This is a genomic window from Stenotrophomonas sp. GD03930 (assembly GCF_029839665.1).
Taxonomy (GTDB): domain Bacteria; phylum Pseudomonadota; class Gammaproteobacteria; order Xanthomonadales; family Xanthomonadaceae; genus Stenotrophomonas; species Stenotrophomonas forensis.
Map to the genome: position 1 here is coordinate 270,817 of NZ_JAOCAV010000002.1, position 23,952 is coordinate 294,768.

The window sequence follows — 23,952 nt, forward strand, 5'->3', positions numbered from 1 at the left end:
GATGCATGGAAACGACCCCGTGAAAGCCCGCCCCGAGATTGCCGCCAAAGACCCGAAGGCCGACCTGCAGGCCCTGGCCCAGGCCTTTGCCGCGCTGCGCGAGCCGGAACAGGTCGAGGCCTTCCTGCGTGACCTGTGTACCCCGGCCGAGCTGGAAGCCATGGCCGATCGATGGAAAGTGGTGCCGTTGCTGCAGCAGGGCGTGCCATACCGCGAGATCCACGAGCGCACCGGCGTCAGCGTGACCACCACCGGGCGCGTGGCGCGCACGCTCGAACATGGCCATCGAGGCTATGCCGCCGCCATCGACCGCCTTGCTTCGCGCTGATCCGCGCCCCGTTCCGACCTTCGAGACCTCCCCCATGAGTGCAACCCAGGCAGCGCCGGCACGAGACCGGTTGCGTATCGCCATCCAGAAGAGTGGCCGGCTGGCCGAACCCGCCCGCAACCTGCTCAGCGCCTGCGGCCTGAGCTGGCGCGAGAGCCGTGACAAGCTGTTCTGCTACGGCGAATCGCTGCCGGTGGACCTGCTGCTGGTGCGCGACGACGACATCCCCGGCCTGATCGCCGACGGCGTCTGCGACCTCGGCATCGTCGGTCGCAACGAGCTGGACGAACAGGCCGCGGCACGCCGCCAGATCGGCCTGCCCGACGCCTACCAGGCGCTGCGTGGGCTGGGCTTTGGCCAGTGCCGGCTGATGCTGGCGGTGCCCGAGGAATGGCAGTGGCAGGGTCCGGCGCAGCTGGCCGGTACCCGCATCGCCACCAGCTATCCGGCCATCCTCACGCAGTGGCTGGCCGAGCAGGGCGTGGACGCACAGGTGGTCGAGCTGTCCGGTTCGGTGGAAATCGCTCCGCGCCTGGGCACCGCCGACCTGATCTGCGATCTGGTGTCCAGCGGCGCCACGCTGCGCGCCAACCAGTTGACCCCGGTGCACAACCTGCTCGACAGCGAAGCGGTGCTGGCCGGTGCAGTGCGCGAGCCGGACGATGCGCGCGCCTCGCTGCGCGCGATGCTGCTGCGCCGCCTCGATGGCGTGGTGCAGCGCCAGGACCGCAAGCTGCTGATGTTCCGCGCCAGCGAGGATCGCGTCGATGCGCTGGCACAGCTGCTGGCTGATGCCGAACCATTGGTGCGGCTGCCGGCCGATGGCGGCGCGCTGCGCCTGCAGACCATGTGCCCCGGCCCGTTGAGCTGGCAGCGCATGGAAGAACTCGAGCGCGCCGGTGCGCAGGGCCTGATGGTACTGAGCGTGGAGCGGTCGCTGGCATGAACCGTCTGATCTGGTCCCGACTTGATGAGCCCGCCCGCAGCGCGGCATTGACCCGCCCGGTGCAGACCGTGGCGCAGCAGACCCGCGATGCCGTGGCCGCGCTGATCGCGCAGGTGCGTGCACTGGGCGACGACGCGCTGCGTGCGATCACCGCGCGCTTCGACGGTGTCGAGCTGGCCTCGTTTGAAGTTTCCGAAGCCGAATTCGCCGCTGCTGAAGCCGCCGTGCCCGCCGAACTGCGCCAGGCGATGGTGGACGCCGCCGAGCGCATCGCGCGCTTCCACGCCGCCGGCATGGGTAAAGGCTATGCAGTTGAAACCGCGCCGGGCGTGGTCTGTGAACGCATGCTGCGGCCGATCGGCCGCGTCGGCCTGTATGTGCCGGCGGGCAGCGCGCCGCTGCCGTCCACGGCACTGATGCTGGGCGTGCCGGCACAGCTGGCCGGGTGCCCGCAGGTGGTGCTGTGCACGCCGCCGCGTGCCGATGGCAGCGCCGATCCGGCGGTGCTGGTAGCCGCCCGCCTGACCGGCGTGCAGCGCGTGTTCAAGCTCGGCGGCGCGCAGGCGATCGCCGCGATGGCCTATGGCACCGCCACCATCCCGGCCTGCGACAAGCTGTTCGGGCCGGGTAACAGCTTCGTCACCGAAGCCAAGCAGCAGGTCGCGCAGGGCGGCGCCGCCGCCATCGACATGCCGGCGGGCCCGTCGGAAGTGCTGGTGATTGCCGATGCCGGCGCCACCCCAGCGTTCGTCGCTGCCGATCTGTTGTCGCAGGCCGAGCACGGCCCGGATTCGCAGGTGCTGCTGCTGACCGACGACGCGGCGATGCTGGCCGCGGTTGAGGCGGAAGTAGAGCGCCAGGTGGCATTGCTGCCGCGGCAGCAGATCGCGCGCCAGGCATTGTCGGCGTCGCGGCTGATCCAGGTCGAGACGTTGGACGAGGCCTTTGCGATCAGCAACCGCTATGCGCCCGAGCACCTGATCCTGGCCCTGCGCGAACCGCGCGACTGGCTGGGCCAGGTGCAGGCCGCCGGCTCGGTGTTCCTCGGCGACTACACCCCGGAAGCACTGGGCGACTACTGCAGTGGTACCAACCACGTGCTGCCTACCGCCGGTGCCGCGCGTGCCTACAGTGGTGTCAGCGTGGCCAGCTTCCAGAACCTGATCAGCGTGCAGAGTGCCAGCGCCGACGGCCTGGCAGCGATTGGTGGCTGCGCGCGCATCATCGCCCGTGCCGAAGGACTGGATGCGCATGAGCGTGCGGTGGCGCTGCGCATGGAGGTGGCGGCATGAGCGCCATTGACGATGTGCTGGCGCTGGTGCGCCGGGATCTGCAGGCCTTCGCCGGCTACAGCTCGGCGCGCAGCGCGGCGGTGCAGGGTGAGGTCTGGTTGAACGCCAACGAATCGGCCTGGGCCAATCCGGCCGATGCCGCAGGCAGCAGCCGGCGCTATCCGGAACCGCAGCCGTTGGCGCTGCGTGAGGGCCTGGCAGCGCTGTACGGCGTGACGCCGCAGCAGCTGCTGGTCGGCCGTGGCAGTGACGAAGCCATCGATCTGCTGGTGCGCGCCCTGTGCGTGCCGGGTCGCGATGGCGTGCTGGTGACCTCGCCGGTGTTCGGCATGTATGCCGTCTGCGCGCGACTGCAGGGTGCGCCGTTGATTGATGTGCCGCTGGTCGATGGCGAGGATGGCTTGCGCGCCGATCTCGATGCGGTCATCCGCACGGCACGGGAGCAGCGCGTCAAGCTGGTATTTCTGTGCGCACCGTCGAACCCCGCTGGCAGTGACATCGCCCTGGACGAGGTCGAGCGTGTGGCGGTTGCATTGCGCGGGCAAGCGCTGGTGGTCGTGGACGAGGCCTACGTCGAGTACGCGCAGCGTGCATCTGCGACTACGCTGTTGGCCGCGCATGCCAACCTGGCGGTGCTGCGCACGTTGTCCAAGGCGCATGCACTGGCTGCGGCGCGCGTCGGAGCCCTCATTGCCGCACCGGATCTGATCGCCGTGCTGCGCCGTTGCCAGGCGCCGTACCCGGTGCCGACCCCATGTGCGGAACTGGCCGTGCAGGCCCTGCAACCGGCTGCCCTGGCGCGTACGGCCGAGCGCGTGGCCACGGTCATCGCCGAGCGCAAGCGTCTATGCACGGCACTGGCCGGCCTGGCCGGTGTGCGCCGGGTGTATGCCTCGGCCGGCAACTACCTGCTGGTCCGCTTCGCCGACGCGCAGGCCGCATTCGACACGTTGCTGGAAGCCGGGGTGGTGGTGCGTGACCAGCGCGCCGCGCCCCAGCTGGGCGACGCGCTGCGCATCAGCATCGGCAGCCCCGAAGACAATGACCGCGTGCTTGCGGCCCTGTCGGCGCGGAGGGCCGCGGCATGACCCCGATCCTGTTCATCGACCGCGACGGCACCCTCATCGAGGAGCCGGCCGACTTCCAGATCGACGCCTACGAGAAGCTGCGCTTCGTGCCGCAGGTGATTCCGGCGCTGCTGAAGCTGCGCGACGCCGGCTACCAGTTCGTGATCGTCACCAACCAGGATGGCCTGGGCAGCGAGAGCTATCCGCGTGCCAGCTTCGAGGGTCCCAACGACCTGATGCTGCAGATCTTCGAAAGCCAGGGCATCACCTTCCGTGACGTCCTGATCGACTGCAGCTGGCCGCAGGACAATGCGCCGACCCGCAAGCCGGGCATCGGCCTGATGACGGCTTACCTGCAGGACCGCAGCATCGATTGGGCGCGTTCGGGCATGGTCGGCGATCGCATCACCGACCTGCAGTTTGCCGACAACCTCAACGTCCGTGGCTTCCAGCTGCGCACCGAACAATTTGGTGGTGAGTGGGACTGGCCGGGCATCGCCCACGCCCTGGCCGACGCACCGCGTACCGCAGTGGTCCAGCGCAATACGAAAGAAACGAGGATCCGCGTTGAGCTGGACCTGGATCGAGTCGGCGATGCGCGCATCTCCACGGGCCTGCCGTTCTTCGACCACATGCTCGAACAGATCGGAAAGCACGGTGGCTTCGCGCTGGACATCCAGGCCGAGGGCGACCTGCACATCGACGAGCACCACACCATCGAAGACACGGGTCTTGCCCTGGGGCAGGCGCTGCGCGAAGCACTGGGCGACAAACGCGGCATTGGCCGCTACGGCTTCACTCTGCCGATGGATGAAACGCTGGCCAGCGCCGCGCTGGATTTCAGCGGACGCCCGTACTTCGTGTTCGAGGGCGAGTTCAAGCGCGAGCGGGTGGGCGACATGCCAACCGAGCTGGTACCGCATTTCTTCCGCTCGCTGTGCGATGCCAGTGGCCTGAACCTCAACCTGCAGGTGCGCGGCGACAACGATCACCACAAAGTGGAGGCCTGCTTCAAGGCCCTGGCGCGCGCGTTGCGCCCGGCACTGGCCCGCCAGGGTACGGCGTTGCCGAGCACCAAGGGGGCGTTGTGAGCGACGTCGCGCTGATCGATGCCGGCGGCGCCAACCTGGGCTCGGTGCGCTATGCGCTCGAGCGCCTGGGGGCGACGGTACGGCTGGTGCGTGATGCGGACGGCCTGGTCGGCGCGCAGCGGGTGATTCTGCCGGGCGTGGGTGCCGCAGGCCCGGGCATGCAGCGCCTGCATGCGCAGGGGCTGGTGGAGCCGTTGCAGCGACTGGAGGTGCCGCTGATGGGCATCTGCCTGGGCATGCAGCTGCTGTTCGAGCGTTCCGAGGAAGCCGGCGTGGAGACACTCGGGCTGATTCCCGGGGTAGTGCGCAAGCTGGTGCCAGCGTGTGGCATCCGCGTGCCGCACATGGGCTGGAACCGCCTGCTGCCGCTGCGCGAATCGCTGCTGCTGCAGGGCGTGCCGGAGCGCGCCAGCGCCTACTTCGTGCACAGCTATGCCGCGCCACTCAATACCCACACCGTCGCCGCCTGCGACCACGGTGGCCTGTTCACTGCGGTGGTGGAGCAGGGGCGCTATTACGGCGCGCAGTTCCACCCCGAGCGCTCGGGCGAAACCGGTTCGCGGATGCTGCGCAACTTCCTTGAGGGCACCGCTGCATGAGCTTCATCGTTTACCCCGCGCTGGATATCCGTGATGGCCGCGTGGTGCGGCTGCGCCAGGGCGACTACGCGCAGGAAACCTCGTATGGCGATGATCCATTGCCGCGTGCGCAGGCCTTCGCCGCGCAGGGCGCGCAGTGGATGCATCTGGTCGACCTCGATGCTGCGCGCGCCGGTGGCTATACGCTGGCGCCATTGCTGGCGGCGATCCGCGCGCAGACGGCGCTGCAGGTGCAGACCGGCGGTGGCGTGCGTGGCCGCGACGACCTGGCACGCATTCTCGACGCCGGCGCCGGTCGCGTGGTCGTCGGTTCACTGGCGGTGCGCCGCCCCGATGAGGTGGTCGGATGGCTCGATGAATTCGGCGCCGAGCGCATCACCATTGCGCTGGACGCACGGCAGGATGCCCAGGGCCAGTGGCAGCTGCCGGTGCACGGCTGGACCGAGAACGCCGGGGTGACGCTGGATGACCTGGCCCTGCGCTACGCGCGCGCCGGCATGCGCCACCTGCTGTGCACCGATATCGCCCGCGACGGCATGCTGGCCGGGCCGAACATCGGGCTGTACGCGCACCTCTCGGCGCTGTTGCCGGGCGTGGCCGTGCAGGCGTCCGGTGGTATCCGCGACGTGGCCGATGTCGGCGAGGCGCGTGATGCGGGCTGCGGCGGCGCCATCCTCGGCAAGGCCTTGCTGGAGCAGCGCATGGACCTGGCGGAGGCGTTGGCATGTTGAGCCGCCGGATCATTCCCTGCCTGGACGTGCGCGATGGGCGCGTGGTCAAGGGCGTGCGCTTCCGCGACCACGTCGACATGGGCGACATCGCCGAGCTGGCGCAGCGCTACCGCGACCAGGGCGCCGACGAGCTGGTGTTCTATGACATCGGCGCCAGTCCCGAGGCGCGTTCGGTGGACGTGGCTTGGATCGAGCGCATCGCACGCCTGATCGACATCCCGTTCTGCGTGGCCGGTGGCATCGACACCGTGGAAACCGCGCGTCGCGTGCTGTTCGCTGGTGCCGACAAGGTGTCGATCAACTCGCCGGCGTTGGGTCGCCCGCAGCTGATCACCGAGTTGGCGGACGAGTTCGGCGTGCAGTGCGTGGTGGTCGGTGTCGACTCGGTGCGCGAGGCCGATGGGCAGTGGCGCGTGCGTCGCTTCAGCGGTGACCCGGGCAAGACCCAGGCGGTGCCGGTGCGCACCCTGGACTGGATCGTGGAGGCACAGCAGCGCGGGGCCGGCGAAATCGTTCTGAACTGCATGGACAGCGATGGCGTGCGCCGTGGCTACGATGTCGCGCAGCTGCAGCAGGCACGGGCCCTGTGCCAGGTGCCGCTGATCGCCTCCGGGGGTGCCGGTGCGATGGAGCATTTCGCCGAGGCCTTCGACCAGGCCGACGTTGACGGGGCCCTGGCGGCCAGCGTGTTCCACAGCGGCGCCATCGCCATTCCGGAATTGAAGCGCTACCTGCGCGGACAGCAGATCGAGGTGCGGGATGTCTATTGAAGTCAGGCCGTCACTGGACGCGCTGCAGGCGCTGGACTGGGGCAAGGGCGACGGCCTGCTGCCGGCGGTGGTACAGGATGCCGATACCCTGCAGGTACTGATGCTGGGCTATGTGAGCGCCGAATCGCTGGCGGCCACGCTGGCGATCGGTCACATGACCTTTTTCAGCCGCAGCAAGCAGCGCTTGTGGACCAAGGGCGAGCAGTCCGGCAACGTGCTGGTGGTGCAGTCGATCCGTGTCGACTGCGACGCCGATACGCTGCTGGTGATGGCACGCCCGGCGGGACCGACCTGCCACACCGGTGCCGAAAGCTGTTTCGACCAGGCGCCGAAGGACTTCCTGGGCGGGCTGGGCCAGCTGGTGGCGATGCGCGAGGCGCAGCGCCCGCCGGGCAGCTACACGACCAGCCTGTTCGAGGGCGGCATCCGCCGTATCGCACAGAAGGTGGGCGAGGAGGGCGTGGAAACCGCGCTGGCGGCGGTGGCGCAGGATGATGAGGCGTTGTTGGGTGAGGCCTCGGATTTGCTGTATCACCTGCTGGTACTGCTGCGCGCGCGCGGGCTGTCGCTGGACGATGCGCGGGCGGTGCTGGAAAAGCGCCATCGTTGAGGTGCGGTAGTGCCGGCCGCTGGCCGGCAACCACACGATACCCGACGATCATGAGGTTGCCGGCCAGCGGCCGGCACTACCGGCAATGCGCCACGCGTGCGCGATGTCATCAACGGAAACTACAATAGGGGGTCTTCTTCTTTCCCGGACCGTCCCATGAAACTGCCTGCCGCCTGGCTGTGCTGCCTGTTGCTGACTTCGCCGGCCTGGGCCGCGGATACCGTGGTCAGCGGCAAGGTCTATCTGGAGCGCGACGGCAAGCCGGGCCGGGGCGCGACCGATCCGGGCCTGGCCGGGGTGCAGGTCTCCAACGGCGAGACCATCGTCAAGACCGCCGCCGACGGCAGCTACAGCCTGCCGGTGCGCGATGGCCAGACCGTGTTCGTGATCAAGCCCGATGCCTACGCCTTCCCGAAGGCGGGCGACGGCCTGCCGGCGTTCTGGCGGCATTATCGCCCGAACGGTTCGCCGGCGCTGAAGTACGGCGGCATCGCAGCCACCAGCGACGTCACCCGCAACTGGGATTTCGCCCTGCAGGCGGAGCGCCATGACAGCCGTCGCGGCTTCCAGATGCTGGTGTTCACCGATTCGCAGACTGCCAGCCTGAAGGACATCGGCTACTACCAGCAGTCGATCGTGGCGCCGCTGGTCGGCCAGACCAAGGCGCGCATGGGCACCACGCTGGGCGACATCGTCAACGACGACCTGGCCCTGTACCCGGCGATCAACAAGGTCACCACGTCGCTGGGCGTGCCGTGGTTCCATGTGCCGGGCAACCACGACCTCGACTTCGATGCGGCCAGCGACGAACACTCGCTGGACAGCTGGCGCAAAATCTATGGCCCGGACACCTATGCGGTGGAAGAGGGTGGCGCCAGTTTCGTGTTCCTCGACGACGTGGTGTATGACCCCAAGGCCAAGCCGAAGTACGTCGGCGGCCTGCGCGAAGACCAGTTCACGTTCCTTGCCAGCTACCTGAAGGGCCTGCACAAGGACCGCCTGCTGGTGCTGGGCATGCACATCCCGCTGTTCGACGCTGCGCCGGGGCGCGAGACGTTCCGTCACGCCGACCGCCAGCGCCTGTTCGACCTGCTCAAGGACTTCCGCAACGTGCTGGTGCTGAGCGGCCACAGCCACACCCAGCAACACGTCTACCACGGCAGGGCCGAGGGCTGGAACGGCGACAAGCCGCTGCACGAATACAACGTCGGTGCCAATTGCGGTGCGTTCTGGTCGGGGGTGAAGAATGCCGCCGGGGTACCGGACAGCACCATGAGCGATGGCACGCCGAAGGGCTACGCGCTGCTCGACGTCGCTGGCAACGGCAGCTATCGCCTGCAGTACCGCGTGGCCGGCAAGCCGGCCAGCGAGCAGATCGGCCTGCATGCACCGAAGGTATTGCGCCAGGGCGCCTACCCGGCGTGGGGCATCTACGCCAACGTCTACATGGGCGAGGATGCCAGCGTGGTCGAGTACCGCGTCGATGGTGGCGCCTGGCAGCCGATGAAACAGGTCAGCCAGCCCGACCCGCGGCTGATGGTGGAGAACGTTGCCGACGACCTGGCCGTCACGCTGCGTGGCTATGACCGCTCGCCGGAGGCCACCGCGTCGCCGCACCTGTGGCGGGGCGCGCTGCCGACCGACCTGGCCGTGGGCAGCCACAAGGTCGAGGTGCGTTCCACCCAGCCCGACGGTGCGGTGTTCACCGCCACCACCAGCTACAGCCTGCAGACTGCCCAGCCCTGACCCGCGGCAGTGCCGCTCCAGCGAAAGGAACCCGCATGGATATCCGTTTCATGGCCGGCACTACGCCGGTCACCCTCAGCCGCCACTGGTTCACCGGCGCGATGCTGCTGCAGAGCGCCACCGAGAAGGTCTGGGTGCAGCATCCGTGGCACCCGGGCACGCATTTCTCGTTCTCGCTGGTACAGTCGTGGCTGCGCCACATCGCCGGCCATGAAGTGCTGGTCGAACGTACCCGGCCGCTGCTGTTCGCCGGTTTCCGCCCGCAGCGCCTGCGTGTGCTGGTGGATGGTGTGCAGGTGGCCGAGCAGGAAGGCATGTAGGCCAACCTGAACCACCGGCGCGCTAGGCAAAGCCGCCCCGATGCCTGAGAATCGGGGCGATTCAATCGATCCAAGCAGGCCCGCGTGACCATCGCAGCAGCGTCCCCGGTTTCCACCGACTCCGCCCGCGGCGGTCTTCCGCGCCGTCTCGTTGTCGCCGATGTCGGCGGCACCTTCGCTCGCCTGGCATTGGCCGAGACGCTGGCCGGGCAGCCGCCGCGCCTGGGCAGCCATCGCACCTATGCCTGCGCCGAGTATCCAAGCCTGGCCGCGATCCTGGCTGATTTCACTTCGGGCCTTGGCCAGCCGGTGAAGACCGCAGTGGTGGCCATTGCCGGCCTGCTCGATGGCGATGTGCTGATCAACTCCAACTTGCCGTGGACGGTGTCGCTGTCGGCCACCCGCGCGCAGTCGGGGCTGCACGAACTGCAGCTGATCAATGATTTCGAAGCGGTGGCGCTGGCCATTCCTTACCTGCAGGCCGATACCCTGGTGCCCTTGAACGGCGACGCCGATCCGGCGCAGGCGTTCCCGGCACTGGTACTGGGCGCCGGCACCGGACTCGGTGCCGCACTGCGCTTTGCCGATGGCGAACGCCCGGTGCTGGCCAGCGAGATCGGCCATGCCGCGCTCGGCGCGGGCAACGCGCTGGAGCTGCAGGTGCTGGGCAAACTGCTGCAGCGCTGGCCGCACGTGGACAACGAACGCGTGTTGTCCGGCAGTGGCCTGATGAACCTGTATCCGTGCCTGTGCGAACTGCGCGGCGCCACTCCGGTGTGGACCAGCACCGAGGCGCTGATCGGCGCCGCCCGCAGTGGCGAGGATGCGTTGGCGGTGGAGACCCTGCAGGTGTTCTGTGCCTGGTTGGGCAGCCTGGCCGGCGACGCAGCGATCGCCGTCGGCGCGCGCTCGGTGTACCTGGCCGGTGGCATTTCCGCGCATGTGCAGGATTTCCTGGCCGATGGCCGCTTCCGCGCGCGCTTCCTCAACAAGGGCGTGCTGAGCGAGGTGCTGCGCCAGGTGCCTGTATGGCGCGTGGAGCACGGCCAGCTGGGCGTGCTCGGTGCAGCGGTCTGGCACGCCGCACGGCAGCCCACGCACGACTGATCGGCAGGGCCGGCATCGGGCCGGCCGTGCATTGCAGACTGGGAGGGGAAGATGGTGGATCGCAGGCAGTTCCTGCAGGCCGGTGCGCTGGCCGCAGGCATGGCGGCATTGCCGGGTGTGCAGGCGCGCACGCAGGGCGGGGCCAAGGTGGTCTCCACCTGGGACTTCGGCGTGCCGGCCAACCAGGCCGCATGGAAAGTGCTGGCAGAGGGAGGCAGCGCGCTGGATGCCGTCGAGGCGGGCGCACGCTGGGCCGAGAGCGAACTGTGCAACCCCACCGTCGGCCATTGCGGCAATCCGGATCGCGATGGCGTGCTCAGCCTGGACGCCAGCATCATGGACGGTGATGGCCGCTGCGGTGCGGTGGCCGCGCTGGTCGACATCCTGCATCCGGTGTCGGTGGCGCGCAAAGTGATGGAGAACAGCCCGCACGTGCTGCTGGTGGGCGACGGCGCGCAGCAGTTCGCGATGCAGCAGGGTTTCGAGCGCAGACATCTGCTGACGCCGCAGGCCGAAGCCGCCTGGCGCGAATGGCTGAAGACCGAGAAGTACCAGCCGCAGATCAATGCCGAGCGCCGGGGCATCCCCGGCAACAGCGACAACCACGACACCATCGGCATGCTCGCGCTGGATGCCAAGGGCCACCTGGCCGGTGCCTGCACCACCAGTGGCATGGCCTGGAAGCTGCACGGCCGGGTCGGCGACAGTCCGATCATCGGTGCCGGCCTGTACGTCGACAACGAGGTCGGCGCCGCCACCGCGTCGGGCGTGGGTGAGGAGATGATCCGCAACGCCGCTTCCTTCCTGGTGGTCGAGCTGATGCGGCAGGGGCGCTCGCCGGCGCAGGCCTGCCGCGAAGCCATCGACCGCGTTGTGCGCAAGCGCCCGGAAGCGAGCAGGACGCTGCAGGTGTGCTTCCTGGCGATGAACAAGCAGGGCGAGGTGGGTGCCTATGCACTGCACCGCGGCTTCGTCTACGCGGTGTGCGATGCGCAGCGCCAGGATGACCTGCGCGATTCGCCATCGATCTACACGAGCACCCAGACATGAGCACGCGCCTCAGCCTGGAGATCGCCAGCAACTCGGTGGCCTCGGCGCTGGCCGCGCAGGCCGGCGGCGCCGACCGCATCGAACTGTTCGACAACCTGGCCGAGGGTGGCACCACGCCGTCGTTCGCCAGCATCGCGATCGCCCGCGAACGCCTGTCGATTCCGCTGTTCGTGCTGGTGAGGCCGCGTGCGGGCGACTTCCACTACGACGCGCTGGAAACCGAACTGATGCTGCGGGACATCGCGCAGTGCCGCGCGCTGGGCTGCGATGGCGTAGTGATTGGTGCGCTGGACGTGCAGGGTGGCATCGACCTGCCGTTGTGCCGTGAACTGGTGCAGGCCGCCGGGCCGTTGCAGGTGACCTTCCATCGCGCTTTTGATGCAGCCCGCGATCTGCCGGCGGCGCTGGAGCAGGTGATAGGTCTGGGCTGCCAGCGGGTGCTGACCTCGGGTGGCCAGGCCAGCGCCGAGGCCGGGGCTGAGGTGCTGGCGGGCCTGGTCACGCAGGCCGCTGGCCGTATCACGGTGATGGCCGGCGCGGGGCTGGCCCCGGGCAACATCGCGGGCGTCGCGCGACGCAGCGGCTGTACCGAACTGCATGCTTCAGCCAAGGGCCTGCGACGCTCGGCCATGCAGTTCCATAATCCGGCGCTGCGCGGCCTGGACCCGGACTGGAGCCGGACCGCCACCGCGACCGTGGCGGCACTACGGCAAGCGCTGGACGCCTGACCCCAACCGGATACGCACGCGTTGCCGAAAAGTGACGCTTTTGACGCGTGCGGATGGCCAGGCCGTCCGCCAAACAGCGGAATGCAGGGGCATCCGTACTTTGGGATGGACGATCTGGTTGGGAGTGCCGACAGTGGGGCCCAACGCCTGGTGGCAACGATTCTCCTTCTGCATGCCTCGACTGCTCTTGCTGTTTCTGTGTTTGCTGCCCGCCGCCGTAACAGCTGCGGAAGAGGGGCAATCACCCGTATTGATCTGGAGGGCGGCCGGTCCCGAGGGAAGCCGCATCGACGCCGTCCTGGGCGGGGTGACGCTGACTCCCGCTGCGGAAGGTGCGTTCGTCGACACGCGCGTACATCCGGTTGGAAACCAGCGCTTTCGGGCGGTGTACCAGGTATTCGATTCAAACGCCGATAACCCGATGGGCCGTTGTGGCGCGGGGCGCGAGATCCAACTCTTCGTCTACGAACTGATCCCGCCCACGCCTGTCGAGCGGGGCAGGATGCTGATCAGTAGTTGCCTTGAGGCCGTGTCCCTGGCTAGCCAGAACTCGGGAAGTTCCGAAAGTGAGTCCGACTTTTCCTCCGTGGTCTGGCAGAACGACGGGTTCACCATCACGTGGTGGGGTGCAGGGCCCGACGGACAGGCCTCAAGCCGCTATGCACTCCGCAATGGCCGTTTCGTCCCGGCTCAATCGAGTGATAGAAGCCGCTGAGGGCGGACAAAACCGTTCCGCGCGCGTTTGTCGCGATCGTGTCATCGATCTCTGCGCCGTTCTCTCAGCATTGTCTGGCAACTATTTGATTGTCATGGCCAACGGCGGCCGGTAGCGGCAATCCGCGGCCTGTTGCTGCGTCGCCGCATGCCGGATGTGGTTCAGCTGTGCTTTAGTTTGGATCGATCCACAGGGGAGGGTGCCGCATCGGTCCTGGACCGATCCAGGCGCCCGGATCAGCCGTAGTGCCGCGCCACCACCCGTCCGTGCGTCCACACCTTCGAAGAGCAACCACCCATGGCTCAGTCCGTCCGCAAGCGCCGTCACCTGCTGTCCCAGGCTCTGGTCCTGGCCCTGTTGCCCCTGGCGGCCAGCGCGCAGGAAAGTTCCAGTTCGTCCACCAAGGATCTCGATGCGGTCACCGTTACCGGCTCGCGCATCAAGCGCGCCAGCGTCGAAGGCCCGGCGCCGGTCAACGTGATCACCGCCGCGCAGATCCAGAAGGAGGGCTTTGTCAGCGTGTACGACGCGCTGAAGACCCTCACCGAAGCAACCGGTACCGTCGAAGCGGCGTCGCAGTGGGGCTCGCATACGCCCAATGCCAGCGGCCTGAACCTGCGCGGGATGGGCCCGAACCGCTCGCTGCTGCTGGTCAACGGCCGTCGCGTCGCCGACTACCCGCTGCCCTATGGCGGTGAAACCAACTTCTCCAACTACGGCAACATTCCGGCTGCGGCGGTCGAGCGCATCGAAGTGCTGACGGGCGGTGCCTCGGCCATCTATGGCTCGGACGCGATCGCCGGCGTGGTCAACGTCATTCTGAAAACCAACTATGACGGCGACGAAGTGCGTGTGCGCGGCGGTACTTCCACTGAAGGCGGCCGTGATACCTGGGATCTGTCCTGGGCAGGTGGCAAGACCGGCGACACCTGGAGCGTGACCTACGCGCTGCAGTACACCAAGCGCGATCCGTTGTTCGGCCGTGATCGCCCGCAGATGGACGATGCCGATGATGCGCCGTACTCCTCCTGGAACATGGAACAGCGCAAGGTCGGCTTCCGACCTACCGCCGGCCTGGCGCTGATCGATCCCACCACGGGCCAGCGCCTGGCGCCGCCGGCAGGCACCTGCGAGAAGTTCAACGGCGAGTATTACACCGCCGATCGCCTGGTCTACAACTACGCCGCCAACACCATCACCAACACCGGCCGCCTGTGCGGCATGAGCGCCGACTACGCCAACTGGCTGTTGACCGGCGGCGCCGAGAACGTCTCCGGCAACCTGTACGCCACCTTCGATTTCAGCAATGACCTGCAGGCGTGGACCAACCTGGCGGTGTATCACTCCGAAGCCATCTGGGGCACCAACCCGCCCGGCGTGTCGCTGATCGACGATGACAATGGCTACTACTGGGATGCGAACCGCAACCGCCCGATCCTCGGCGTGCGCCAGTTCACCCCGAACGAAGTGGGCGGCCTGGACACGCTGCGCAACACCAACCGCGAACTGTCCTGGGATTGGAGCGCCGGCCTGCGTGGTCGCCTGGCCGATCGCTTCGACTGGAGTGCGACGGTGGGGCGCTCCTACTATCGCGTGGAAGAGCGGCAGAACGTGGTGGACAAGCAGAAGTCCTACGACTACTTCCTCGGCCCACGGCTGGGCACCACCGCCGGGGGTGAAGCGATCTATGCGTTGAACGAGTCACGCTGGTGGAACCCGCTGACGCCGGAGCAGTACTGGCAGATGGGGACCGTTGCGAAGAATCGCGCCAGCTCCTGGGTCAACCAGGCCTCGGCGGACATCACCGGTGAACTGGTCCAGGGCTGGGCCGGCCCGATTTCGTTCGCCGCCGTGGCCGAAGTGGCGCAGCAGGGTTATCACCTTAGTCCCGATCCACGCGCCGGCATCAACTTCGACCTGCAGAACGTCGACCGCGGTGGCGGCGAGCGCACGCGCTACTCGGCCGGCGTCGAGTTCAAGATCCCGCTGCTGGACAGCGTGATCGCCACCGCGGCGGCGCGCTATGACCGCTATGGCAGCTACAAGGCCGACGACAGCAGCGACGCCCTGAATATCGGCAGCCAGAAGGAAACCACCTGGAACGTCGGGCTGGAATGGCGCCCGGTCGAATCGCTGCTGGTGCGAGGCTCGTATGCCACCAGTTTCCACGCGCCGGACATGCACTACCTGCTGGGCCAGCCGAGCAGTTCCGAAGTGCAGACCTATGACCGCCTGCGCTGCATCCAGAGCGGTGCTTACCTGGTCAACAACTGCGGCGTGGGCAACACCGACGTCTGGTACACGTTCGATGTGAACCGGCGCGGCACGCCGCTGCTGCGCTCGGAAACCGGTGATTCGTGGACGGTCGGCTTCGTCTGGGACGTGATGCCGAACCTGTCGGTCAGCGCCGACTACTGGGCGATCAAGCTGGAAGACATGATCGTCGACGTCGGTGCCGACGAAGTGCTGGCCAGCGAGGCCGGCTGCCTGACCGGCAAGAACATGGACGGCACGCCGTGGGCCAATCCGGCCGGCGGCGAGTACTGCGCGGGCATCCTGGCGCGCGTGAACCGTGACAGCAACGGACGCCTGGTGTCGATCGAGCGTGGCCCGTTCAACCTGGCCAGCCGCGAGGTACGCGGCATCGACCTGACCGCGCGCTACCGCCTGGAGACCGCGCAGTGGGGCAGCTTCCAGCTGGGCGTGAACTACACCAACCAGATCTCGACCAAGGAACAGCGCTACGCCGCCGACCCGAACCCGGAACGCCGCGACCGCGACCTGCGCAGCAAGCTGCGCGCAAGCCTGGCCTGGCAGCGTGGCAACTGGAACGCGAATGTCTATGCCGACCGCATCGGCTCGGTGCCGGGCGTGCGCTACCACTGGGGTACCGACCGCCTGGACAACCCCGGCGGCTGCCTGCCGTTCGCCGATGGTTACGTGCCCAGTGACAGTCCGTCGCTGAACTGCCTGGAGCCGGCGACCCGACCGGACGGCTCGCCCAATCCGAACCCGAACGCCGGCCAGCAGACCGCGCGCTACTACGGCCGGGTCGGGCCGTTCATTACCTGGAACTTCAATGTGGGCTATCAGGTGACCGAACGCGCCAAGGTCAATGTCTACGTCAACAACGCGTTCAACTCGGCCAGCTGGAACCACAAGGACCCGTACAAGCTGGACTACGACTTCGCCCCGACCCGCCTGCTCGGTGCGGTCGGCCGCGAATTCGCACTGGAGTATGTGTTCACCTTCTGAGGAGACCCACCTCCGGCGGTAGATCCACGCCATGCGTGGATGCGGACACCTGGATGCCCATTCAGGAAATGCGGACAGGCTGGATTTGACCTTCCCACGATGGCAAGGTTTAGCCTGTCCGCATCCAGAAGGAATCCATGGGAATCCGATCATGAGTGCACCCCGCGCCAGCGCAGCCCCCGCCAGCCTGCCCACCATCAGCCTGCCCATCGAGGGCATGACCTGCGCCAGCTGCGTGGGCCGGGTCGAAGCGGCGCTGTCCAAGGTCGAGGGCGTGGGCAGCGTCTCGGTCAACCTGGCCACCGAACGTGCGGATATCCGTGCGTCCGGTCCGGTCGATCGCGCCGCGCTGATCCAGGCGGTGGAGCGGGTGGGCTACGACGTACCCGCTGCGACCCTTGAGCTGGCTGTGGAGGGCATGACCTGCGCGTCCTGCGTCGGTCGTGTCGAGCGCGCGCTGCGCGCGGTGCCCGGCGTCAGCGAAGCCAGCGTGAACCTGGCCACCGAGCGCGCCACGGTGCGTGGCGTGGCCGACGTGGGCGCGCTGGTGGCGGCCATCGACAGGGTCGGCTATGCCGCCCATGCCATCGAGGCTGGGGTTCAACCGGATGACGAAGCGACGGAAAAGAAGGATGCCGAGCGCGCGCAACTGAAGCGCGACCTGATCGTGGCCGCCGCGCTGGCACTGCCGGTGTTCGTGCTGGAAATGGGCTCGCACCTGATTCCCGGCATGCACGGCTGGGTGATGGCCACCCTGGGCATGCAGGCCAGCTGGTACCTGCAGTTCGCATTGACCCTGCTGGTGCTGGCCATTCCCGGCCGCCGTTTCTACCAGAAGGGTTTCCCGGCACTGCTGCGGCTTGCGCCGGACATGAACTCGCTGGTGGCGGTGGGCACCGCTGCGGCATTCGGCTACTCGGTGGTGGCGACCTTCGCGCCGAGGCTGTTGCCGGCGGGCACGGTGAACGTCTACTACGAAGCCGCGGCGGTGATCGTCGCGCTGATCCTGCTCGGTCGCTTCCTTGAGGCGCGCGCCAAGGGCCGCACGTCCGAGGCGATCAAGCGCCTGGTCAACCTGCAGGCCAAGGTCGCGCATGTGATCCGTGACGGCCGCACGGTCGATATCCCGGTCAATGAAGTGCTGAGCGGCGATGTGGTGGAGGTGCGTCCGGGCGAGCGCGTGCCGGTCGATGGCGAGGTGGTCGAGGGCCGCAGCTACATCGACGAGTCGATGATCAGCGGCGAGCCGATTCCGGTCGAGAAGCAGCCGGGCAGCAGCGTGGTCGGCGGCACCGTCAACCAGAAGGGGGCGCTGACCGTGCGGGCCACGGCGGTAGGCGCGCAGACCATGCTGGCGCAGATCATCCGCATGGTCGAGCAGGCGCAGGGCTCGAAGCTGCCGATCCAGGCGGTGGTCGACAAGGTCACGCTGTGGTTCGTTCCGGCGGTGATGCTGGCCGCGCTGGCGACCTTCTTGGTCTGGTTGATCTTCGGCCCATCGCCGGCGCTGAGCTTCGCGCTGGTCAACGCCGTGGCGGTACTGATCATCGCCTGCCCATGCGCGATGGGACTGGCGACGCCGACCTCGATCATGGTCGGTACCGGTCGTGGCGCCGAGATGGGCGTGCTGTTCCGCAAGGGTGAAGCACTGCAATTGCTGAAGGATGCGCAGGTGGTGGCAGTGGACAAGACCGGCACGCTGACCGAAGGGCGTCCACGCCTGACCGACCTCGAGATCGCCGACGGTTTCGCTCGCAGCACGGTGCTGGCAGCGGTGGCGGCAGTGGAGTCACATTCGGAGCATCCGATTGCCCGTGCCATTGTTGATGCGGCGACCGGGCAGGGCATCGCGCTGCCGGCCATGCTCGACTTCGAATCGGTCACCGGCATGGGCGTGCGCGCCCGTGTCGATGGAGCCCGGGTCGAGGTCGGTGCTGATCGCTTCATGCGCGATCTTGGCGTGGACATCACCGCGTTCTCGACGCTGGCGGCGGAACTCGGCACGCAGGGCAAGTCGCCGCTGTATGCCGCTGTCGACGGCCGCCTGGCCGCGATCATCGCGGTATCCGACCCGATCAAGCCGAGCACGCCGGCCGCAATCGCGGCGCTGCACCAGCTGGGCCTGAAGGTGGCGATGATCACCGGCGACAACGCCGGCACCGCGCAGGCGATCGCGCGCCAGCTGGGCATTGATGAGGTGGTGGCCGAGGTGCTGCCGGAAGGCAAGGTCGAAGCGGTGCGCCGGCTCAAGGCCACGCATGGGCACGTCGCCTTCGTCGGCGACGGCATCAACGATGCACCGGCGCTGGCCGAGGCCGATGTCGGCCTGGCGATCGGTACCGGCACCGACATCGCGGTGGAGTCGGCCGATGTGGTGCTGATGTCGGGCAACCTGCAGGGCGTGCCGAATGCCATCGCGCTGTCGAAGGCAACGCTGGGCAACATCCGGCAGAACCTGTTCTGGGCCTTCGCCTACAACACCGCGCTGATCCCGGTCGCGGCCGGCGTGCTGTACCCGGTCTGGGGCGTGCTGCTGTCGCCGGTGTTCGCTGCCGGTGCGATGGCGCTGTCCAGCGTGTTCGTGCTGGGCAACGCGCTGCGCCTGCGCCGCTTCCAGCCACCGATGGCGGACGCTCCCGCCGCGAGCCATTGAAAAGGAGAGGGCCGCATGAACATCGGTCAAGCTGCCAAGGCCTCCAGTGTTTCGGCGAAGATGATCCGCTACTACGAGCAGATCGGGCTGATTCCCGCGGCCGATCGTACCGAGTCGGGCTATCGCGCGTACTCGCAGGCGGACATCCACCGCCTGCGTTTCATCCGCCGCGCCCGCGATCTCGGCTTCCAGGTGGCCGAGATCACCGACCTGCTGGGTCTGTGGAACGACACCTCGCGGCACAGTGCCGACGTCAAGCGCTTGGCCGAGCAGCACATTGCCGACCTGGAACAGCGCATCGAAAGCATGCGGCAGATGGCCGACACGCTGAAGTCGCTGATCAGCTGCTGCGCGGGTGACGAGCGCCCGGAGTGCCCGATCCTGCAGCGGCTGGGTGACGGCGATGAGTTGCCGGTGCCGGTCGATGCAGCGAAGACCGGCGCGGTGCGGCGGCGCGCGCACAAGCATTGAACCCACACCTCATGCATGAAAAAGCCCGCCGGGTGCAGTTGCACCCGGCGGGCCTGGTGTTGCGGGGCAGGGCGGCAGGTCAGGGAGTACGCGGCGGGAAACCGGCATCGTTCACTGCGGCGAAGACCTGCTCCTGCGATGCGGTGGTCTGCACCTTGACCAGGCCGGTCGGCGGATCGGCGACCACGCTGGCATTCGGATCGATCTGCTGGATGGCGCGGGTCACGCTGCGTGCGCAGCCGCCGCAGGTCATGCCGTCGACATGGAATTCCATCTGTAGCTCCTTCGGTGCTCTTGGGGGTGGAGCCAGTGTGCACCTTCCAACGATGGCAGGGTCAAGCACCGGGCTGAACGGCCGGCAAGGCACCCATGAAAAGGGATCAATGAAAACGGCAGCCACCTGTACCAGCGCGGCTGCCGTGGAGGAACGTCCCCGCATGAGCGGGGTGTGGATTGCGCCGGAGCGGGCCCCGGGCAACCCGGTGTGGCCTTAGAACTTCCAGGTGGCGCCGAAGTACAGCTGGCGGCCAGCGTAGGTGTTGGAGATCAGGCGGGCCTTGCTGTCGTTGCCCAGGTGTACGCGCTGCTCGGACTTGGTGGCATTGATCACCGACGCGGTCAGGGTCCAGTCCGGGGTCAGGTTGTAGGCCACGTTCAGATCCAGCTGGTCATACGGCTCGGTGTAGACCGTCATGCCGTTCTGCAGGCCACCCACCACTTCGCCGCGACGGTTGAACGACGCGCGCGCGAGGAACTTGTCGTTCTCGTAGAACACGGTGACATTGGCCTGGTTCTTGGCGCTACCCACCAACGGCGACGAACCGATGTTCTGGCCGTCCAGGACGATCGACGCCAGGTTGGTGTCGTTGTAGGTGTAATTGGCCTGCACGCCGAAGCCGAAATCGAAGGTGTACTGGCCGTACAGCTCCACGCCCTGCGAAACGCCATCCTGGCCATTGGCCCTGGTCTTGTAGTTCTGCACGGTCACCATTTCACCGCCGACATTCATCTGCATGTCGCGCACGACCGGCACGGTGAAATTGCTGACGTCCTTGCGGAACAGGCCGACACCGGCCACGGCGCCCGGCTGGAAGTACCATTCCAGGCCGAGATCGTACTGCGTGGCCTTGAAGGGCTGCAGCTGCTTGTTGCTGCCCTCACCCGCCCAGCCCGGATTGGGCGCACCGCCCGCCACGCGGCGATCGTCGACGTACTCTGCGCTGTAGTAGCTCAACGCACCCGGGGTTGCGATATCCGTGTAGCCCGGACGGGCGATCACCTTCGACGCGGCGCCGCGCAGCACCAGCGTGTCGGTGATGTCCCAGGCGATGTTGAAGCTCGGCAGCACGTCGGTATAGGTGCGGTCGACACCGATCAGCGCATAGCTCTTGCTCTGCGCCAGGTCGTACGGCAGGCGCACGAAGCCGCTCTCGCAGCCGTAGGTCGGATAAGCCGCGGCAGCCGGGTCGGTGCATGCCATCGGCGCGCCGGACGCGTTGTCCAGGAAGTAGTCGTTGAACTTCTCGATCGAGTCGGAAGACTGTGCGAACTGCTTGGTGCGCACCACGCGCACGCCGACATTGCCGCGCAGGCGTTCGGTGCGGAAGTTGGCCTGGAAGTAGCCCGAGTAGATCTTCTCGTTGACGTTGTAGACGAAGTCGTCCTCGGTACGGTTGTGCGAACCGCCGTAGGTCTTGTTCAGGTAATCGATGTAGGCCGGATAGTTGATGCCCGGGAACACGTTGGCGTTGAAACCGCCGGCGATGTTGCTGATCGGATTGGACAGGAAGAAGCCCGGCTGTGCATCACCGGCGGTCGGGTCGCAACCGGCCTGATAACGGCCGTCCTTGTAGTCGGCCGGATCACGGCCCGGGCACACCCAGTAGGTGTTGCCGGTGTTGCGGTGGACCTTGCCGTCGCGGTACTTGGCACCGAACTGGATCGAGTCCAGCCAGCCCGATTCAAACAGCTTGGTGACGTCGGCCTGGAAGTAGTTCTGCTTGACCTCGGTGCGCTTCCACGACGAGTCGGTCGAGCCGGTATCCACCTCGGCAATGCCGTTCATCAACTGCTGCTGCAGGTCGGGCGAGAAGGTGGCCGAGGGCGTGCCGGTCAAGTCCCAGGCGCTGTACTGGTTGCCGGACAGGTAGTCGTTGCCGACCTTGCGGCGCGGCTTGGCCGACATGCGGAAGTTCATCGACGGGCCACCCTCGGACCAGGTGCGGCCACCGGTGAACGACGCCTTCCACAATGGGCTGATGTCCCAGTCGATGGTCAGGTCGGCGGTCTGCGAGAGCGCCTTCTCTTTGCTGTAGCCACCGGTCAGCTGCGGGGTAGGCATGGTGCAGTCGTCCGGCCCCCAGCCACCGGGCTTGAGGCCGGCGGCCTTGGCCTGGTCTTCACTGCAGATGTAGGCCTTGCCCGGAAGCTTCTCGAACTGGCCACCGGTGACGATGCTGCCGCTGGGGTCGAAGTCCAGGCCATTGAGCAGCCGGCCGCCGTCCCAGTTGCCGTCCTGGTTGTAGCGCGCCATGCTCCATTCCGGAATCTTGAGCATGTTCTGGGTGTAGTCACCCTGCAACTCGAAGCGGAAGTAATTGGCGGTCATCGTGACGTTGTCGACCGGCTTGAACTGGAAAGTCAGCTGGCCGCCCTTGCGCTCGCGCTTCTCTTCCTTCACCGCGAAGTTGACCGACGTCGGCATGAAGAAATCGCTGTAGTTGCCGCCGGTCTGGTTGTTGAAACCGGACTTGCCCCACCAGTAGTGGATGCCATCCTGCGACTGCACGTTGCCATAGGCATCACGCGCCTTGCCGGCGCCATACCACTGGTAGTCCTCGGTGGTGGCTTCCATGGTGCGGGTGGTGCGCTTCTGCTGGGTCACGCCGACCAGCACGCCGAACCGCTCGTCCTTGCTGTGCCACGAGTACAGCGCCGACGCCTGCGGGTCGATATCGTGATGGGTGTCGGAGGAGGTGCCTTCGAGCGTGACGAATCCGGAGTTGGATTCCATGTCCAGCGGACGTCGGGTGTGCAGGATGACCGTACCGCCGATGCCGCCTTCGTCGATGCGTGCTTCGGGTGACTTGAACAGCTCCGCGCTGGACAGCATGTTCGACGGCAGCAGGGTGTAGTTGAACGAGCGGGTCGCTTCGTCGTTGGTTTCCGACGTGGCAACATAGTTTCCGTTCAACTGGGTCAGGGTCAGGTCCGGCGCCAGGCCGCGCACGCTGACGCTCTTGCCCTCACCACCGCTGCGGGTGATGACCACGCCGGGCACGCGCTGCAGTGCGTCGGCGACGTTCTTGTCGGGGAACTTGCCGACGTCTTCGGCGGTGATCACTTCGACCACGGCATTGGCGTCGCGCTTCTGCTCCAGGCTCTTTTCAATGGCGTAGCGGTAGCCGGTGACCTGGACGCTGTCCAGGGTGGTGGCGTCCTGCGAGCCGGTGGAAGCGGCCTGCTGCGCGGCGGCGCCGGCCGGAATGACGGCGGCGGCCAGGGCCAGCGCGATGGCCAGCGACAATGCGTCCTGGCCGTGCGTACGTGTTGAATGCTTCATTCCCATCTCTCCCTCTCTCCTGGATTGATCCGGTGACGTGGCACGGACAACTTGAATCGATCTAATTTGAAGTGACATTGTCGCTATCGCCATGCAGTGGCAGTAGCACCGTGCGCGTGGCCTGGTACGTCCTGTGACTGCCTCCCCAATTCCCGGCCATCGCAATGTCGTCTTGGATCGATCTAAGCGATGGGCGGGCGTTTTTTAGCATGGGTCGCCCGCGGGCGCATGCTGCTGCGCAATATGGTACTGGCGTGGCGAAGGGATGACGGTTTGCTGAAATCAGTGGAAACGTTTTCGTGCGCAGGGGAGGGTGGGTCGGCAGGGCTGCGCCCTGCACCTGCGGTAGTGCCGGCCGCTGGCCGGCAACAGCCAAAGCCAAAGCCAAAGCGGCTCTGGTTTTCCGATGGTTTGGCGGGGCGGTGTGGGCTGGCAGGACACGCCGTAAACCCCCCTCCGGGGTCCGGCCCAGCCGCTGGCGGCTGGGCGTTCGGGCGCTTGCGAAGCAGTGCTTCGCAAGCAAAGCGCCCTCACCCATGGGGGCTCGATGGCGCCATCCATGGCGCCAACGGTCCTGCCAGCCCACACCGCCCCACCTTTGACAGTTTCCCGGTGACGGCTGGATGGAGCGTGGAATCGCGTGGGGTCATGGGGTCAGAGCCGTTTTCCTTTGGAAAACGGCTCTGACCCCGATTGATTTCGTTATCTGACAGAGATTCATCCACGCACGGCGAGGATCTACTGCAGATCGCGAGAAACCGTCGAAGGCGGGGTGGGTCCGGTTGCGGGGGTGTGAGCCGCATGGATGCGGCGACCGAGCTTACATGGACGTACTTGCAGCGGCCCCCGCAACCGGACCCACCCCGCCATTCCTCAGGAAACCCGCTTCTGCTCTTGCCGTTGAGGTTGCC

20 protein-coding genes are annotated in these 23,952 nt (G+C 67.1%); 18 read left to right on the top strand and 2 right to left on the bottom strand.

Going from position 1 to position 23,952, the window contains the following annotated elements; genetic code table 11:
• Nucleotides 1–19: 19 nt before the first annotated feature.
• From N5C18_RS11960 to cueR, 18 genes are all read left to right on the top strand, one after another.
• A complete protein-coding gene (locus tag N5C18_RS11960; RefSeq protein ID WP_008267046.1) occupies nt 20–328 on the top strand; it encodes a YerC/YecD family TrpR-related protein in 309 nt (102 codons plus the stop codon).
• Nucleotides 329–362: 34 nt separating this feature from the next.
• Complete coding sequence (gene hisG / locus N5C18_RS11965) at nt 363–1,274, top strand: ATP phosphoribosyltransferase (protein ID WP_053512041.1); 912 nt, start codon at nt 363–365, stop codon at nt 1,272–1,274.
• A complete protein-coding gene (gene hisD, locus N5C18_RS11970) occupies nt 1,271–2,566 on the top strand; it encodes a histidinol dehydrogenase (RefSeq protein WP_053512040.1) in 1,296 nt (431 codons plus the stop codon). Before hisG ends, hisD begins: the two co-directional genes overlap by 4 nt.
• Complete coding sequence (gene hisC / locus N5C18_RS11975; RefSeq protein ID WP_279944687.1) at nt 2,563–3,654, top strand: histidinol-phosphate transaminase; 1,092 nt, start codon at nt 2,563–2,565, stop codon at nt 3,652–3,654. Before hisD ends, hisC begins: the two co-directional genes overlap by 4 nt.
• Entirely contained in the window at nt 3,651–4,724 is a 1,074-nt protein-coding gene (gene hisB / locus N5C18_RS11980) for a bifunctional histidinol-phosphatase/imidazoleglycerol-phosphate dehydratase HisB (protein ID WP_164241106.1), read from the top strand. The genes hisC and hisB overlap by 4 nt, the downstream gene beginning before the upstream one ends.
• Nucleotides 4,721–5,323 (top strand): imidazole glycerol phosphate synthase subunit HisH, encoded by a 603-nt coding sequence (gene hisH / locus N5C18_RS11985; RefSeq protein WP_164241107.1) that lies wholly within the window; start codon nt 4,721–4,723, stop codon nt 5,321–5,323. The genes hisB and hisH overlap by 4 nt, the downstream gene beginning before the upstream one ends.
• The gene (gene hisA / locus N5C18_RS11990) at nt 5,320–6,054 is read left to right on the top strand and encodes a 1-(5-phosphoribosyl)-5-[(5-phosphoribosylamino)methylideneamino]imidazole-4-carboxamide isomerase (protein ID WP_279944688.1); all 735 of its coding nucleotides are present in this window, start codon (nt 5,320–5,322) and stop codon (nt 6,052–6,054) included. Before hisH ends, hisA begins: the two co-directional genes overlap by 4 nt.
• Nucleotides 6,048–6,824: an imidazole glycerol phosphate synthase subunit HisF gene (gene hisF, locus N5C18_RS11995; RefSeq protein WP_279944689.1), complete on the top strand. Its 777-nt coding sequence runs from the start codon at nt 6,048–6,050 to the stop codon at nt 6,822–6,824. Before hisA ends, hisF begins: the two co-directional genes overlap by 7 nt.
• The gene (gene hisIE, locus N5C18_RS12000) at nt 6,814–7,434 is read left to right on the top strand and encodes a bifunctional phosphoribosyl-AMP cyclohydrolase/phosphoribosyl-ATP diphosphatase HisIE (protein WP_075674606.1); all 621 of its coding nucleotides are present in this window, start codon (nt 6,814–6,816) and stop codon (nt 7,432–7,434) included. Before hisF ends, hisIE begins: the two co-directional genes overlap by 11 nt.
• A gap of 156 nt (nt 7,435–7,590) precedes the next feature.
• Nucleotides 7,591–9,180 carry a calcineurin-like phosphoesterase family protein gene (locus tag N5C18_RS12005; protein ID WP_279944690.1) on the top strand — a complete coding sequence of 530 codons (1,590 nt, stop codon included), beginning with the start codon at nt 7,591–7,593 and terminating at the stop codon, nt 9,178–9,180.
• Nucleotides 9,181–9,215: 35 nt separating this feature from the next.
• Nucleotides 9,216–9,500 (top strand): hypothetical protein, encoded by a 285-nt coding sequence (locus N5C18_RS12010; RefSeq protein ID WP_006436871.1) that lies wholly within the window; start codon nt 9,216–9,218, stop codon nt 9,498–9,500.
• Nucleotides 9,501–9,584: 84 nt separating this feature from the next.
• Entirely contained in the window at nt 9,585–10,607 is a 1,023-nt protein-coding gene (locus tag N5C18_RS12015; protein ID WP_053511626.1) for a glucokinase, read from the top strand.
• A gap of 51 nt (nt 10,608–10,658) precedes the next feature.
• Nucleotides 10,659–11,657: a N(4)-(beta-N-acetylglucosaminyl)-L-asparaginase gene (locus tag N5C18_RS12020; protein WP_053511625.1), complete on the top strand. Its 999-nt coding sequence runs from the start codon at nt 10,659–10,661 to the stop codon at nt 11,655–11,657.
• Nucleotides 11,654–12,385, top strand: coding sequence for a copper homeostasis protein CutC (locus N5C18_RS12025; RefSeq protein WP_279944691.1), 732 nt, complete (start codon nt 11,654–11,656; stop codon nt 12,383–12,385). The genes N5C18_RS12020 and N5C18_RS12025 overlap by 4 nt, the downstream gene beginning before the upstream one ends.
• 172 nt (nt 12,386–12,557) lie before the next feature.
• Nucleotides 12,558–13,100: a hypothetical protein gene (locus N5C18_RS12030; RefSeq protein ID WP_279944692.1), complete on the top strand. Its 543-nt coding sequence runs from the start codon at nt 12,558–12,560 to the stop codon at nt 13,098–13,100.
• Nucleotides 13,101–13,397: 297 nt separating this feature from the next.
• Nucleotides 13,398–16,355, top strand: a complete 2,958-nt coding sequence (locus N5C18_RS12035) for a TonB-dependent receptor (protein ID WP_164241112.1) — start codon at nt 13,398–13,400, stop codon at nt 16,353–16,355.
• A 151-nt stretch (nt 16,356–16,506) separates the two neighbouring features.
• Nucleotides 16,507–19,008, top strand: coding sequence for a heavy metal translocating P-type ATPase (locus tag N5C18_RS12040; RefSeq protein ID WP_164241113.1), 2,502 nt, complete (start codon nt 16,507–16,509; stop codon nt 19,006–19,008).
• Between the two features lie 15 nt (nt 19,009–19,023).
• Nucleotides 19,024–19,479, top strand: a complete 456-nt coding sequence (gene cueR, locus N5C18_RS12045) for a Cu(I)-responsive transcriptional regulator (protein WP_164087071.1) — start codon at nt 19,024–19,026, stop codon at nt 19,477–19,479.
• A gap of 79 nt (nt 19,480–19,558) precedes the next feature.
• Here cueR and N5C18_RS12050 read toward each other — a convergent pair whose 3' ends face one another.
• Together N5C18_RS12050 and N5C18_RS12055 are read right to left on the bottom strand one after the other, a co-directional pair.
• Nucleotides 19,559–19,753: a heavy-metal-associated domain-containing protein gene (locus N5C18_RS12050; protein WP_053449609.1), complete on the bottom strand. Its 195-nt coding sequence runs from the start codon at nt 19,751–19,753 to the stop codon at nt 19,559–19,561.
• Between the two features lie 216 nt (nt 19,754–19,969).
• A complete protein-coding gene (locus tag N5C18_RS12055; protein WP_279944693.1) occupies nt 19,970–23,047 on the bottom strand; it encodes a TonB-dependent receptor in 3,078 nt (1,025 codons plus the stop codon).
• Between the last annotated feature and the right edge of the window lie 905 nt (nt 23,048–23,952).